Raw genomic sequence first — 14,463 nt, forward strand, 5'->3', positions numbered from 1 at the left:
TTATACATCTCGGGAATCCAGGTTACAACAAATTGCGAAAGAATACCATCCATCTTCTACACCAACGGATATCACAAAAACAGAATGTCATTTTGAAGAAACGGTTTATCAAGCGAAGTCATGGTCTAAAGCTAGAAAGGTGATCATCCAATCGGTACGTCCAGCTTGTGAATTATTCTTTGTCCACTCCTTTTTCGTGACCAATGTTGAAGTCGCATTTTCTCCAAAAGATATCGTCCGAGCTTACCAAAAAAGAGGGACGATGGAGAACTATATCAAGGAGGCCAAGAATGGTTTCAGGTTAGATCAAATGAATAGTCATTCGTTTCAAGTGAACGAAGTGAAGATGATGTTGAGCCTTTTGGCTTACAACTTAACGAATTGGCTTCGAACACTTCCGTTTCCACCAGAACACAAGAATATGCAAATCCAGACTATTCGTACTCGGATCATTAAGGTGGCAAGTAAATTAGTAAAGTCAGGACGATCTCTCTACTTCAAATTGTCTTCCAGTTTTGTCTATCAGGAATTCTTTTGGAAAGTGCTTAATAGAATCAAGACACTACAAATAGAATAGTTCAGAGTTGACTATGTGGAAATTTTTAAAAATATTTTACCTTCCAAGGGGGTAGTCTGCCTAAAATAGGTATTTTTATTTCCTTAATTTAGGTAAGACTTGCATCCTCAAGTGAAAAGACGATTTTTCCTTAAAAAGACGAAAGAAATGTAATTTATTTCCAAGTAAGTGTACGGATTTAAAGAAGGTATGAATAATTCAGGCTATACTATAATAATCCTACAAATACTTCATCAAACTTTAAAAAAATCATAAAAAATCATTCCCCGCCTCCCCATTATCGTTTAAAATAGATTTAGATGTTTAATTCATGAATGGGAGTGATGGTGGAAATGGATCAATACCAATTTAGTTCAGAACACAATAAAATGATTGTCGAGGCTATAGTTGAAGGTTATCGTGAATATATTGAGCATCGAAAAGATCGAAGAGATAAGATGAAAATTAGCTCTGCCTTTGCATGGACTAAAGGGAATTTTATTGAAAGCAAAGTGGCAGAAGAGTGTATTAATCATGGTTTCACATACAAGAAGTCTAAAGCAGGTCTAACATGGGACTATCTCCAGTTTATCCATGGTGATACTAAAATTCTCTTTCTGATAAAAAATGCTGCCTATTTTAATGAAAAGTGCTTTTCGCAGGCAATACTACCTACTAGTGGCAATAGGAGCGGCCGCCTCCGAACTTACCTTCATGAATTATCTAAAATTAATAAAGACTTATCATTTTCTTCCCATCATCAACAATCAGAAGAAGTGTCTTATAAACACTATGAACAACTTTCGTTATTTTTAGTTCAAGAAAAGCAAGTAAAAGAAGAACTAGACCACTTCAGAACATCCTATAATGAATTTCATATACTCACGTATGGTCTTGATGAGGCATATCAGATATCTGAAATTATTCATTATCTACCGAATCCACAAGATAATGTAGCTTACCTAGTGGAAAACCTTTCAAGTTATATTTCTGGAGCAGATTTGACAGAAGAGGACCGTGAAGTAGTTGCGCCAGAAGCAAATGATGATCTCATGGATCCAGCAGCATTCGACATTGGAATTCTTGAAGAAGAGCAACAAAATGAATAAATGAGAAATAATTGATTTAATTAAGGAGGGAGCGGCATGTTTATTGGTGAAAATCTAACCAATCTCCGGATCATGCATGGGTACTCTAGAAAACAGCTCTCTGATATGATAGGCGTAACAGAACAGGCAGTTTGGCAGTATGAAAACAATTACACCTCACCAAAAATGCAAGTTATTAACGAATTAAAGCATATTTTCAATGTGAAAAATAAATACTTCTATACTAATGACATTCTGATGAAAAAGATGAACCCAGGAAATGTGAATATGATGAATATCGCTTACCGTTCAAAGGTTGTAAATGTCGTCTCAAAAACCCAGGCGGAAGCCAAGCATATAGAGTATTTAGATACTTTTGTTGACTATATAACGGCTAAAGTAAGATACCCCACCATGAAAATTATTCAGTTAAGAGATGAAGTAATTAAATACTTAAATACTTCAGATGACAGTAGGTTGGTTCAAATTGAAAAAATCGCTGAACTAGCTCGAAAAAAACTTGGGTTTAGGAATGACACCAATGAGGACTTGATGTTTCTAGTCGAGAAAAGTGGCGTGTTTGTTTTTGAAAAGGCAATTGGTGATGAAATTGATGCTTATAGCTTATGGACCAATAATGAACGTCCCTACATAATATTAGGAAATTTGAAGCGTTCAGCTGTTCGAAGAAACTTTGATATTGCTCATGAGCTAGGTCATTTACTACTTCACTACCGTCTTGAGTTCACTAGCCTGGATCGTAAGGAGCATAAGATAATAGAAAATGAGGCAAATATTTTTGCAGGTATCTTCCTTTTACCTGAGGAAGAGTTCAAAAATGACATGAAAGACTTACTCCATATTACTAATCCAGATGCTTACATCGACTTAAAAAAGAAATGGAGTACCTCGTTACAAGTATTAGGATTCAGGGCCGCCAAACTGGGAATTATTGAACCAAAAAATCATCGGAACTTTTATGCAGCACTTCATCGAAAGGATTATTTAAAAAAAGAACCACTAGATGAAATTATACCTCTGCAGAAACCGATGAAGGTAAAATCAATAATTGATCTAGTTTCAAAAAAAGGGCTTATAGATATTCGTCACATGATTGAAAACGATTGGAAAGTAGATCTTTCTTTTTTCCATCGGATGACAGGAATTGACCCGAACTTCTTTAGTAAATATTTAATTAGTAAACAAGATTTCGGACTTGAGAATGTTACAGACTTACCGATACGTATCTCCGGAAAAGATAAGTAAGTCAAATTAAGAAAGGTAAACTTCGACTTTAAAGTTTACCTTTCTTTTTAATAATTCTATTATTACATTAGGGTTGGTTTACCACTACTTATGATACGGTTCCCCCCGATTTATCCTAAAAGCCCGATAAATTTGTTCTACGAGGATCAAGCGCATTAGTTGGTGCGGGAATGTCATTTTTGAGAAGGATAGTTGTTCATCTGCTCTTTTTAAAACTTCCTCGCTGAGTCCTAGTGATCCGCCGATGATAAAGGCAATTTTGCTTTTTCCGTAGGTGGCTAGCTTATCGAGATTGTCTGCGAGTTCTTCGGATGATCTTTGTTTGCCGTTGATGGCCAGGGCGATGACATGGGTATCTTGGCCAATTTTGGCTAGGATTCGCTCGCCTTCTTTTTGCTTGACTTGGTTTTTTTCGATTTCGCTTAATTCTTCGGGTGCCTTTTCGTCTGGGAGTTCGATTACTTCTACTTTTGCGTAGCTTCCAAGCCGCTTTATGTATTCCGCGATTCCTTGTTTGAGGTATTTTTCTTTCAGTTTTCCTACCGTTATGATTGAGATATTCACAGGCATCCTCACTTTACAAACAGTTTACAAACAATCTATTAACAATAGTTATCCACATATTCACAGCACTATCCACATTTAGTAGGAGATCATTCGTTCGCCACAATATATATTGCAGGTTGTCCACAGTATCCACAGGGAAACGTTGACTTATCAACAGCCTCCAGTTTCGTTAATCGGGGTGCTACTTCAAATTCATCTACTGCTTCATCCAGTGCTAACTCGACATGATCCGCGCAGCAATACTTCATATTCCTCATCCTTTCCGTTTATTTTCTCTATCCTTATCATTTGTTAATTCTGATTTTTAATGATCGACAAAGACTATTTTAGCACAAAAACAGGAAGCGTCTGCCTCCTGTTTTTTCATCACAACAGCTATAATGTTTCTCCACCCAGCTTCATAGTTGTTTCTTGCAGCTTGCCATTTCGGTAGTATTTAACCTGCATATCGTCGCCGACCTTCTTTTTGTTATACAGATGCTTGCGCAAATCGACAACGTCGCGGATTTCTTCTCCATCCATTTCAATGATGACGTCCAATTCCTTCATACCTGCCTTGTCTGCCGGAGAATTCGGCTCTACGGCTCTGATCGCGACGCCAAAATTGACTTCCTTAGGAAGCTTCAAAGTGTTCTGTTGGTGATAGGCTGAAATTTCATTAACAGAGGCGAGTTCGACGCCCATGAATGGCCTTTTCACTTCCCCGGTCTTCTCAAGGTCATCAATGATAGGAGCTGCATAATTGATGGGAATGGACAATCCAATTCCTTCTACAGCACTCTGGGCAATTTTCATCGAGTTAATTCCAATTACTTGACCCTCAATATTGATTAAAGCACCACCACTATTGCCCGGATTGATGGCTGCATCTGTCTGGAGCACCTCAGCTTGCCAGTCAGGTGTTCCGTCCTGATTTACATCCACTGGGATGGCCCGTTCCAATCCAGAGATAATTCCTTGGGTAACCGATCCTGAGAAGGTAAGTCCAAGCGGGTTTCCGATTGCAATCACTGGTTCACCAGGCTTTAGTTTTTCGGAATTTCCAAACTCAGCTACGACCTTGATTTGCTCAGCTGGCACCTCCAACACCGCCAGATCCGTCCAAATATCGCTTCCTAAAAGTTTTGCCGGGATTTTTGTCCCGTCGCTAAGGCTGACCTCAAGCTCTGAAGCATCTGCCACAACATGGTGATTCGTGACTATATAGGCTTTATCTCCAGCCTTTTTGTAAACAACACCCGATCCTGTTCCGCCTGACTCCTGTGCTTGTCCCCAGAAGCTCGTACTTTCTTGGATATTCGTAATCCCGACAACCGCATCCCCGGCCTTGTCAACCGCATCGGTAATTTGGGTCGTAACATCGATCGAAACTGTTTTTTTCGCGGTGATGTCTTCATTTTTGTCCTGCGGCTGTTCTATTACAGCTGATTGATTATTTGGTTCAATTTTATAGGGCAGCACATCCAAATTCGATAACAAGGGGATGGAGAAAATCACCATTAACGCCCCAATCACTGCGCCTGCGAGGCTGGCCCAGAAGAAGCCGCCTTTCCTGCTGTTTTGCGGTTTATACCGACCTTGATAATCTTGATCATCGTAATATCCCATAGTTCACCAACCCTTTCATTAACCAATAGCTACAATTGTTTTGTATACCATATATTATACAACCAGACAGGATAATTTCTAAATATGAGCTCTTTTTTACAATCGAAAAAGGAGTATGGTTGTACCTTACTCCTTTCCCTGAAAATCTATTCTTCTAAACGCGTTAAATGGCGGTCAAAGGGGTTGGAGTTTTTGGATCCGTGTCCATCAAATCGAACTGTTCTCCTACAATGATTCCCTGGCCCTCCAATGTTTGCGTGACTGCCATTCTTGCAAGGTCCTTCATATTGTTATCCTTGCTCAAATGGGCAAGGTAAATCCGTTTGGTTTGATCTCCTGCGACTTCGCTCATTGCCACTGCAGCATCCTCGTTTGATACATGGCCGTAATCGCTTAAGATACGGCGTTTCACGCTCCATGGATATCTGCCCATTCTCAGCATCTGCACGTCATGATTGCTTTCAAATACATACGCGTCCGCATTTGAAATGATTCCCTTCATCCTGTCGCTGACGTAACCTGTGTCCGTTACAAGCGCCAATTTTTTCCCTTCTTTATGGAATACATAAAACATCGGCTCAGCAGCGTCATGTGAAACGCCGAAGGATTCAATATCCAATCCGCCAAAGGTTTTCACCGTCTCCATCGCAAAAGAAAACTTTTGGTCTAACGGAATTTCGCCAATTAATCCGTCCATTGCTTTCCATGTCTTTTCATTCGCATAGATTGGCAGTTTATATTTACGGGCAACGATTCCTATGCCTTTTATATGATCGCTATGTTCATGCGTCACTAATATTCCAGAGAGGTCTTTCATTTCACGGCCGATTTCTTTGAATAAACCCTCCATCTGTTTGCCGCTCAATCCGGCATCCACTAAAAAGGATTGGCCCTCCGTCTCCACATAGATCGCATTTCCCGTACTCCCGCTGGCGAGAACACTAAAATGCAAACTCATTTCTCTTCACTCCGTTGTATTATTTTCTCCGTCTGTCAACGGGATGACCCGACCTTCGAATGCATGTACAAACATGTTTTCCTTGCCATTGACTTCAATCCTCCACGTTGGTGTCACCACATGGGAAGCTGTCAGGGAAACGAGTGTGGAATACCCCAACTCAAAGTCTGTAATTTTACTCTTAGGTTTTAATAACCCTTTTTTATAGAGCGTGTCCACAGCCCTGAGCGGCGGAAGCAATTCCTCTGCCTCGGAAAGCTCGTCCACGATCTCCAAATATGTCTGTCGGTACGAAGTCACTTCCTGGTCTTCATTTAAAAAGAAGGTCAATTTTGCATTACTGTTATAGTAAAACGTTTTATTTTCGTATTCCTGATAATACGTAATGGTCCCAGCCTCATCGTTTTTACTCCAGAACTTATACTGGTCCCCCGCAAAAATATTCGCCTTCAGAAAGGCAGAAAGATCAGCAGGCTCGAAGTTGCCCGTTAATTGCCACCGCTTATCAAGTTTAGCCTCAATCGATGTGCCATCCCCAAGACTGATGGACTGCCCCTTGAACTTTTCCATGTCTTCAGCGGTGAATACCTTTGCTCTTACACTAAGGTATTGTTCTTTATTTTTTGCCTCAGGAACTTCCACATAGCTAATATCATCATTCTTCAGTTTTTCTTCCAGTGTCGTTTCCTTTGGAATTTCATATTGGGCAGCATCCCTCGTATTGATGAACTGGTATACGAGGTATACATCGAGGACGAGGAAAGTCAGAATAAAGATTGTCTTGATTCTACTCCAATCCATTATTCAATTCCTCCTCCCAGATCAGCTGACGCCACTCCTGGTCGTACAGGTAAAACCAGCCTGGCTCCAGCAAGATCACTGAATTCTCCGTTCCTTGAGTCAGATAATATCCCGGCATCATATTTTCCAGAAGTTCCGGTTTGAAATCCTTTTTATGCTGTAAATATTCTACCGCCTCTTGTCCCGAAGGCAATGTCTTTGTTTCCACATCCGGATTCAATGGAAGCTCCAGATGAAAGCCTGGCCGTACATAGCGGCTGATTTCTGACTGCCGCCATTGCTGATAAATTTCGGACATCCCCATTTGGTTAAATACGGGGTATCCTTCCTTGCTGTAAAGACGGAAAAGGACATTCTGGTTAAAATCATCCTTATACACGTATCGGTACGATTCCGTCCAGCCACCATGCCCATTGACAAATTCAATGCTCTTTTGCAGGACATTTGTGGTTCCAATGACCGAATCCCCATTGCGGACCGGATTTACATAATTGATCATATTTGTTTCTGTATCCACGATCATTTTGCTTGCATCATCGGTATACTCCTCAACCCCTTCTCCTACACTGCGCTGTACAAAGCTTGGATCCGTGAACAGCGCATCCTTAAACTGGTCTGAATCTAACGGATTTTGATAATAGGTGTGCATGACCATGTCGACTTTTTCCGTTGGCAGATAGATTTTCTTAGTATCAGAAACAGGATATAGGAAATAGGGAGTCAGTTTTTTAGCAGAATCATAGTATTTGTCCGTAAAATCATTGATATAGGTTGGACTGACATAGACTTCCTGGTTTTTTTGCGAGTAAAAATAAACAATGCCCTCCTGCTTTTGCTGTGTCTCCGAATTGATGATGATCCGGTCGAAATCAAATTTCGGAATATCCTTTTCGCTAATATTTAATACCCTTTTATAAAGATCAATCGGCACTTCATCCGGGAAAATTATTTCCGTGTTGTGTCCTTGGTTGATTTCCTCGGTAAAATCGGCCACCCGGCCAGGATACTTTCCGACATCAAAGTACTTCCATTTGGTGATGACCCCAATAATCCCATCGATATAGGCATTATCCACCGACCCAAATTGCTTGCCGTCTACTTGATAAATGATCTGATGCGGCTTGACGATCTTCTTGAGATCCTTCTGGGTTGCAATATTTACTTCTTCCACCGTTTTGTGATTAGTAACTAATTCATAGTCCGGCTGGTAGGTCCATATATTCCAGGTTAAAATCCCACTCAATACTACCAGAAAGGTTAACATACCAGATTTTATATTTTCATATGTCATGACCAATCATCCTCTGCATTTCGGTCATAAGGTAGAGTGAATTGAACAGTTGTTCCCTTGCCTTCCACACTTTCCGCCCAAATTCTTCCCCCATGGGCATTGACCATTTCTTTGGCAATCGCCAGTCCAAGTCCGGTTCCGCCAAGTTTTCGTGTTCTGGCTTTATCGACGCGGTAGAAACGGTCAAAAATTTTCTCGAGATTATCCTTAGGAATCCCGACACCTTCATCTGAGATACTTGCAACAATCTGCTCCTCCAATTCCTTCACCTCGAAGGTAATCGTCCCGCCTTCAGGTGAATATTTCATTGCATTGGAGATGATATTATCCAGCACTTGAGTGATTTTGTCTTCGTCTATTTCTACAAAAATAGCATCGCTTGGTATGTTTCTTTTGAAAGCTACATTTTGTTCCTTCGTCATTTCAAACCGGTCAATGATCCGGTTAAAAAACACCGGGAAGTCAACCCATTCTTTAGTAAGACGGTAATCCACACTGTCCAGCTTAGACAGCTGCAGCAAATCGTTGACAAGCCGGATCATCCGCTCTGTTTCTCCTCTGGTTGTCTCCAGGAAGTTAGGGGCAATTTCTTCATCGCGCCAGGCGCCATCCGCCAAGGCTTCCAGATAACTGCGCATTGTAGTCAACGGGGTGCGTAATTCATGGGATACATTTGCTACGAATTCGCGTCTTTCCATATCAATTTTTTCCTGTTCGGTAATATCATAAAGGACCGCAATTAATCCATTTACAAAGCCGCTTTCCTTCTGGATAACCGAAAAATTCGCACGAAGGATGAATGGCTTGCTTTTCGTACTGTAATCCAAAATGATGGATTCCTTCTCCTGCAGCAGATCCTCAAAGCTATAGTTTTCATCTAGACCAAGAATCGAAACCAACGGTTGTGAAAGGACTGTTTCACGTGAAACACCAAGCATTTGTGCAGCTGGATCATTGATCAGGATGATCCGCCCTTTCCGATCGGTTGAAAGGACACCATCCGTCATATAGGAAATAACGGAGCTGAGCTTTCTTTTCTCCCCTTCAGTAGTTGCCTGTGCTTCCTGCAGCTTTTTCGTCAGGTTGTTAAAAGTGATCGCCAGCTGACCAATTTCATCATAGCCATACACTTTTACCTTTCTGGAAAAATTGCCGCGCGTCATCGCCAGCGCCTGTTTGCGCATATCGGAAATCGGCCTGGTAATCGTCTGTGCTAGCAGCACACCTAAAATAGCTGTAAAAATAAGGGCAATTGCTGTCCCTGTAGCAAGGATTTTATTAATGTCATTCATTTGGTTAAAAATGTCATCAATTCTAGCTACAAGATAGACAGCGCCGATCGCTTCACTGTTATGCATGATTGGAGTAGACAGCACCCAAACTCTTTTCCCTGTTTTCGGATCCAGTTGGATGACGTCTTCATCTGCTTCAAAGATGATCGACCGTTTTATGTTTACATCAGGAGTTCTCTGCCCTACCAACCCGCTATTGCTAGAGCTGGATGTTCCCAATATTTTAAAACTGCTTCCATCAATCACGCGAATTTCCGAGATATCGGATGCCTTGTTATAGTCTTGCAATACCTGTCTAATTGCTTCCTCTTTCGTCGGGTCTTCCTTCCCGCGTTCCTTTACCATTTCTTCCTGAATATCATACACCAGCAGGTCCACACGGGATTTCACGGAATCTTGGTAATTGGTCATTAGTGTCGTCTCAAGCTGTCGGACAAAGTAAACACCAATAATCTGCATCGCTACGAGAATAAGCAGCACATATATAAGCACAAATTTCAGGTGGATCGAGCGAAAAAAGCCTACTTTTTTCATCCCTATTCTTACTCCTGCTCAGAGTTTCTTAAATAATAGCCAACTCCTCGTCTGGTCACGATCCACATCGGATGACTAGGATTATCTTCGATTTTTTCGCGAAGTCGTCTAACAGTTACATCCACTGTCCGCACATCTCCGTAATAATCATAGCCCCAAACGGTTTGCAGCAAATGCTCTCTCGTCATGACTTGTCCAATATGCTTGGCAAGATAATGGAGCAATTCAAATTCACGGTGTGTCAATTCAATTGTTTCTCCCCGCTTCGAGACAACATAAGCATCGGGATGGATGGTCAAAGAACCGACGCTAATTTCATTTGATTCTTCCTGCTCATTTTCTTTTACGGCATTCGCTTGATGGCGGCGCAGGTTTGCTTTTACCCTGGCAATCAATTCCCTCGTGCTGAACGGCTTCGTAACATAATCATCTGCACCAAGCTCTAAGCCGAGAACTTTATCGATTTCGGAATCCTTAGCCGTCAGCATGATGATCGGCATTTCAAATTTCTTGCGGACTTCACGGCAGACTTCCATGCCATCAAGCATCGGAAGCATAATATCAAGCAGAATCAAATCAGGCTGAATCTCCTCTACCATCTCCACTGCTTGATTCCCATCGTATGCACAGTAAACATCATACCCCTCTTTTTTTAAATTGAACTGCAGGATGTCTGCAATTGGCTTCTCATCATCAACAACCAAAATTTTCTTCTCCATACGACATTCTCCTTTTTCCACCAAATTATCATTCTTATATAAAAGCGCTTCTCTTTTTTTAAAATTGTTATCTTTTCTATTTTACTGTAAATCAGCGAAAAACGATATTTTTTCTATTATACGATTTTTCTGCTTCTCTTCCCAATCGCACCAATCTTCCCCAGAAAAACAAACAGCGAAAGCGACTCGAGTGGCTAGGCGCTGGAGCTGGATTAAGAAAACAAGTAATTTCCCACAACTAAATAATTTTATAATTACCTAAACATCAAAAAAGTCTCTAGTTTGGCTAGAGACTTTTGTAAAATCTTAATTTCGATTTACTTTGGATAACGGGTCAATGATCTTCCCATTTTGATGTACTTCAAAATGAAGATGGATACCAGTTGAATTGCCTGTTCTGCCCATGACCCCGATTTTCGAACCGCGCGAAACTGTCTGGCCTACATTTACCGAGATCGATGCAAGGTGAGCATACAAGGTGCGATAGCCGTTATTATGATCGACGATGATTTTATTGCCATATCCATCGCCGCTATTGCCAGCATAAACGACTGTTCCATTATCTGCTGCCTTAATGGTGTAATTGCTTGGCCTAGCGATATCAATTCCTTTGTGCAGCCTGCTCCATCGGTAGCCTTGACGGCTAGAAATATAACCGCCATTTGTCGGCCATGCAAAAGTTCCATCTCCACGAGAAGGGATAACTTTCGTTCCCTTCCTAATGATTTCAGTCACAGGTTCCTCAAGGACTGTTTCTTTGAGGACTTCCTTCTTGATTGTCTTGCCATTTTGCTCTGTCAGCGAGTAGGTCATACCCTTGATCCCAACTTTGCCCTCCTGCTTCTTCTTCGTGTCGCCCTTAGGCATGGTAGGATCTTCTATGACCTCTTTTTTAAAAGCTATTTCTTCCTTAGCATATACTTGACGATGGACGACAACATCAACGAAAGGCTTTAAAACTGTTACATTTATTTCTTGACCAGGCTTGAGAATGGAATTTTCGTTCAACCCTTTATTTAAGGAAAGCAATTGGGCAAGCTTTAGATTATGGTCACTTGCAATGGTTCCCAATACATCTCCTTCTTGAACCTGATACTTCTGTTCTTTAAGCGTCCCTTTTTTAAGAAGTTCAACAGCTTTCTCGATAGGGAGGATCTTCTCAGGAGCAATTTTTTCTGCTGACTGTGAAACTTCCTTAGAGAAATTAACGTCTACTATACGGGTTTCCTTTTCTTTCCCATCGGGTAATGGGAGAGTAGGAGCAGTTTCTCTGCTCTTCACTGCTGCTAATTCTTCTTCCGTAATGTATTCAAGCAGTAAAGTATCGAGAACTTTTTCAGCTGCTGCCTTGTCTTTTAAGTAAGCAACTGGTTTGTTATCGATCATGACAGCCGAAGCTTCGGCCTGGACATGGATCTGATTCTTAAGTTCTGTGATTACATCATTTGTGTTGGTATTCGTGTCAGAACTAAACACCTGCTCAGGAATATACGAGACATTCATTCCTAGATCGACTACCAGGTTCGCATAATTCTTCTTAGCAGCTGCTAATTCGGCTTCTACCAAGTTTTCGACTTGAGTTTTGTCTGCTACCATTCCTACAAAGCTATCATTTACATACACATAAAATACGGTCGTTGTTGTTAATTTCGTTTCTGCCGCGTGTGCTGCATTTCCCGCACTAAATGACAATGCAGCTATAGTAACCCCAGCCATGATCGACTTTTTTATTGCCGGCTTCATCCCATTAGATGTTTTGCCGGCAAGATTGGACAGCCTATGTTTTAAATTTCTCATCCTGATCCTCCTACAACGGTCAAACACTATTAGTCTAGTTCTATATAACTATTTTCTGATAATTGCACCTTTATACTTTACCATATTATGTATCGCTAGAGTGATAAGTCTTCAATATGTAACAAAATTGTATAATAGCTGACATTTTATTACGTTTTTTGTCAGACAAATTCCATTCGATATCGATCTATTTTCCTATTTTCTAGTCGAATAACAAGCCGAAAGTCTAGCGATAACAAGATATCCCCCTACTTTTGGGTAAAAATTCATGCAGCCACCTATTCAATCCATCATAGCCAGGTTAAAAATAGGAAAATTACAGAGTTTATTACAAATAGATTACAAAAAAGAGAGCATGTCATTAGACACGCTCCCTTTTTTAATGGCTCAGGACGGAATCGAACCGCCGACACAAGGATTTTCAGTCCTTTGCTCTACCGACTGAGCTACTGAGCCAAAATTTATTAAAATCATCGTTTTTTGTCGAATACGTGACAACATTGCTTATAATACCATAGCAGTTTGTCGCTTGTACATGTTTTTTTGCTAAAAGTTGCATTTTTTTGTACCAAATCAGCTTGCTGGCCATGCTGCGACTAGGAACTACCTGTACTTCGTTCACAAATAAGCCCCCGACTGCATGGCCAGGGGCTGTATCTCGTTAAATTAAGATCTCCAAGGGCTGCGCACAGTATTTGTCTGGGTGCGGTCTGGGCCGACGGAAAAGATAGATAGCGGAATCCCAGTCAGCTGAGAGATTCGTTCAAGATAATGCCTTGCATTTTCCGGGAGTTCATCGAGTGATTTCACACTAGTGATGTCTTCAGTCCAGCCCGGAAGTTCTTCATAGACAGGATCACACTCAGCAAGTGCTTTTAGGCTTGCAGGAAATTCTTCGATCAATTCCCCTTTATAACGATAAGCTACACAAATTTTCAGCGTTTCAATACCAGTCAGAACATCGATGGAGTTTAAAGATAAATCTGTTATTCCGCTGACACGGCGAGCGTGGCGGACGACGACACTGTCAAACCAGCCAACACGGCGCGGTCGTCCAGTAGTTGTTCCGTATTCACGGCCTACTTCTCGAATCCGATTCCCAATTTCATTGTCCAGTTCGGTTGGGAAAGGGCCATCGCCAACGCGCGTCGTATAAGCCTTTGACACCCCAACAATATGGGTGATTTTCGTTGGTCCCACTCCAGACCCAATTGTCACACCGCCAGCGACGGGATTGGAAGATGTAACGAACGGATAGGTACCCTGGTCGATATCAAGCATTACCCCCTGTGCACCTTCAAACAGCACTCGGCGGCCTTCATCCAAGGCGTCATTTAACACGACAGATGTGTCGACAACATAATGCTTTATTTGCTGGCCATATTCGTAATACTCTTCCAAAATATCCTCCAGCTTGAAGCCTTCCGTTTCATAAATGCGTTCAAACAGGCGATTTTTTTCTTCAAGATTTCGGGTAAGTTTTTCTTCGAATACTTCACGGTCTAACAAGTCAGCAATCCTGATTCCGATACGGGCAGCCTTGTCCATATAAGCTGGGCCAATTCCTTTTTTTGTAGTGCCGATCTTATTGGCACCCTTGCTTGCCTCTTCCACTTCATCCAGCTTCAAATGGTAAGGCAGAATAACATGGGCACGATTGCTGATCCGGAGATTGTCAGTGGACACTGCTTTCTCGTGAAGATAGGCAAGTTCCTGAACTAGTGCTTTCGGATCGACAACCATTCCGTTCCCGATCACGCTGATTTTCTCTTTATAAAAAATTCCGGATGGAATCAAATGCAGTTTATATGTTTCCCCATTGAACTTGATCGTATGGCCTGCGTTGTTTCCTCCCTGGTAACGGGCAATTACTTCGGCATTTTCTGAAAGGAAATCTGTGATTTTTCCCTTTCCTTCATCTCCCCATTGTGTTCCAACTACTACTACTGATGTCATATAAAAAGCACCTCCAAAGGTAATATGGTA

The 14,463-nt window shown here is 41.3% G+C and carries 13 protein-coding genes and 1 tRNA gene; 3 read left to right on the plus strand and 11 right to left on the minus strand.

Features of this window, described 5'->3' with window-relative positions; genetic code table 11:
• From UB32_RS05780 to UB32_RS05790, 3 genes are all read left to right on the plus strand, one after another.
• On the plus strand, positions 1-577 hold a 577-nt coding region (locus UB32_RS05780), incomplete at its 5' end, for a transposase (RefSeq protein WP_044392005.1).
• Positions 578-909: 332 nt separating this feature from the next.
• The gene (locus tag UB32_RS05785) at positions 910-1,665 is read left to right on the plus strand and encodes a hypothetical protein (RefSeq protein WP_044392007.1); all 756 of its coding nucleotides are present in this window, start codon (positions 910-912) and stop codon (positions 1,663-1,665) included.
• Between the two features lie 36 nt (positions 1,666-1,701).
• Entirely contained in the window at positions 1,702-2,910 is a 1,209-nt protein-coding gene (locus UB32_RS05790; RefSeq protein ID WP_044392008.1) for a helix-turn-helix domain-containing protein, read from the plus strand.
• An 84-nt stretch (positions 2,911-2,994) separates the two neighbouring features.
• Here UB32_RS05790 and rlmH read toward each other — a convergent pair whose 3' ends face one another.
• From rlmH to UB32_RS05840, 11 genes are all read right to left on the minus strand, one after another.
• A complete protein-coding gene (rlmH, locus tag UB32_RS05795) occupies positions 2,995-3,474 on the minus strand; it encodes a 23S rRNA (pseudouridine(1915)-N(3))-methyltransferase RlmH (protein WP_044392009.1) in 480 nt (159 codons plus the stop codon).
• Between the two features lie 89 nt (positions 3,475-3,563).
• A complete protein-coding gene (locus UB32_RS19330) occupies positions 3,564-3,725 on the minus strand; it encodes a CxxH/CxxC protein (protein ID WP_084221732.1) in 162 nt (53 codons plus the stop codon).
• Between the two features lie 127 nt (positions 3,726-3,852).
• A complete protein-coding gene (locus UB32_RS05800) occupies positions 3,853-5,085 on the minus strand; it encodes a S1C family serine protease (protein ID WP_044392010.1) in 1,233 nt (410 codons plus the stop codon).
• Between the two features lie 163 nt (positions 5,086-5,248).
• Positions 5,249-6,043 carry an MBL fold metallo-hydrolase gene (locus UB32_RS05805; protein WP_044392011.1) on the minus strand — a complete coding sequence of 265 codons (795 nt, stop codon included), beginning with the start codon at positions 6,041-6,043 and terminating at the stop codon, positions 5,249-5,251.
• Positions 6,044-6,049: 6 nt separating this feature from the next.
• Positions 6,050-6,844, minus strand: a complete 795-nt coding sequence (locus tag UB32_RS05810) for a two-component system regulatory protein YycI (protein ID WP_044392012.1) — start codon at positions 6,842-6,844, stop codon at positions 6,050-6,052.
• The gene (locus UB32_RS05815) at positions 6,831-8,135 is read right to left on the minus strand and encodes a YycH family regulatory protein (RefSeq protein WP_044392013.1); all 1,305 of its coding nucleotides are present in this window, start codon (positions 8,133-8,135) and stop codon (positions 6,831-6,833) included. Before UB32_RS05815 ends, UB32_RS05810 begins: the two co-directional genes overlap by 14 nt.
• The gene (walK, locus tag UB32_RS05820; protein WP_044392014.1) at positions 8,132-9,961 is read right to left on the minus strand and encodes a cell wall metabolism sensor histidine kinase WalK; all 1,830 of its coding nucleotides are present in this window, start codon (positions 9,959-9,961) and stop codon (positions 8,132-8,134) included. The genes UB32_RS05815 and walK overlap by 4 nt, the downstream gene beginning before the upstream one ends.
• 8 nt (positions 9,962-9,969) lie before the next feature.
• Entirely contained in the window at positions 9,970-10,680 is a 711-nt protein-coding gene (yycF, locus tag UB32_RS05825; RefSeq protein WP_044392015.1) for a response regulator YycF, read from the minus strand.
• Between the two features lie 306 nt (positions 10,681-10,986).
• Positions 10,987-12,477, minus strand: a complete 1,491-nt coding sequence (locus tag UB32_RS05830; RefSeq protein WP_044392016.1) for a M23 family metallopeptidase — start codon at positions 12,475-12,477, stop codon at positions 10,987-10,989.
• A gap of 383 nt (positions 12,478-12,860) precedes the next feature.
• Positions 12,861-12,933, minus strand: a tRNA-Phe gene (locus tag UB32_RS05835).
• A 210-nt stretch (positions 12,934-13,143) separates the two neighbouring features.
• Positions 13,144-14,433, minus strand: a complete 1,290-nt coding sequence (locus tag UB32_RS05840; protein WP_044392017.1) for an adenylosuccinate synthase — start codon at positions 14,431-14,433, stop codon at positions 13,144-13,146.
• Between the last annotated feature and the right edge of the window lie 30 nt (positions 14,434-14,463).

This window comes from Mesobacillus subterraneus (assembly GCF_000934845.1).
Taxonomy (GTDB): Bacteria; Bacillota; Bacilli; order Bacillales; family Cytobacillaceae; genus Mesobacillus; species Mesobacillus stamsii.

Bases quoted from the DNA above. Each gene is read 5' to 3' on its own strand.
- UB32_RS05800 (WP_044392010.1), bottom strand. From the start codon at position 5,085: ATGGGATATTACGATGATCAAGATTATCAAGGTCGGTATAAACCGCAA.
- UB32_RS05805 (WP_044392011.1), bottom strand. From the start codon at position 6,043: ATGAGTTTGCATTTTAGTGTTCTCGCCAGCGGGAGTACGGGAAATGCG.
- UB32_RS19330 (WP_084221732.1), bottom strand. From the start codon at position 3,725: ATGAAGTATTGCTGCGCGGATCATGTCGAGTTAGCACTGGATGAAGCA.
- UB32_RS05815 (WP_044392013.1), bottom strand. From the start codon at position 8,135: ATGACATATGAAAATATAAAATCTGGTATGTTAACCTTTCTGGTAGTA.
- UB32_RS05830 (WP_044392016.1), bottom strand. From the start codon at position 12,477: ATGAGAAATTTAAAACATAGGCTGTCCAATCTTGCCGGCAAAACATCT.
- yycF (WP_044392015.1), bottom strand. From the start codon at position 10,680: ATGGAGAAGAAAATTTTGGTTGTTGATGATGAGAAGCCAATTGCAGAC.
- UB32_RS05785 (WP_044392007.1), top strand. From the start codon at position 910: ATGGATCAATACCAATTTAGTTCAGAACACAATAAAATGATTGTCGAG.
- walK (WP_044392014.1), bottom strand. From the start codon at position 9,961: ATGAAAAAAGTAGGCTTTTTTCGCTCGATCCACCTGAAATTTGTGCTT.
- UB32_RS05790 (WP_044392008.1), top strand. From the start codon at position 1,702: ATGTTTATTGGTGAAAATCTAACCAATCTCCGGATCATGCATGGGTAC.
- UB32_RS05810 (WP_044392012.1), bottom strand. From the start codon at position 6,844: ATGGATTGGAGTAGAATCAAGACAATCTTTATTCTGACTTTCCTCGTC.
- UB32_RS05840 (WP_044392017.1), bottom strand. From the start codon at position 14,433: ATGACATCAGTAGTAGTAGTTGGAACACAATGGGGAGATGAAGGAAAG.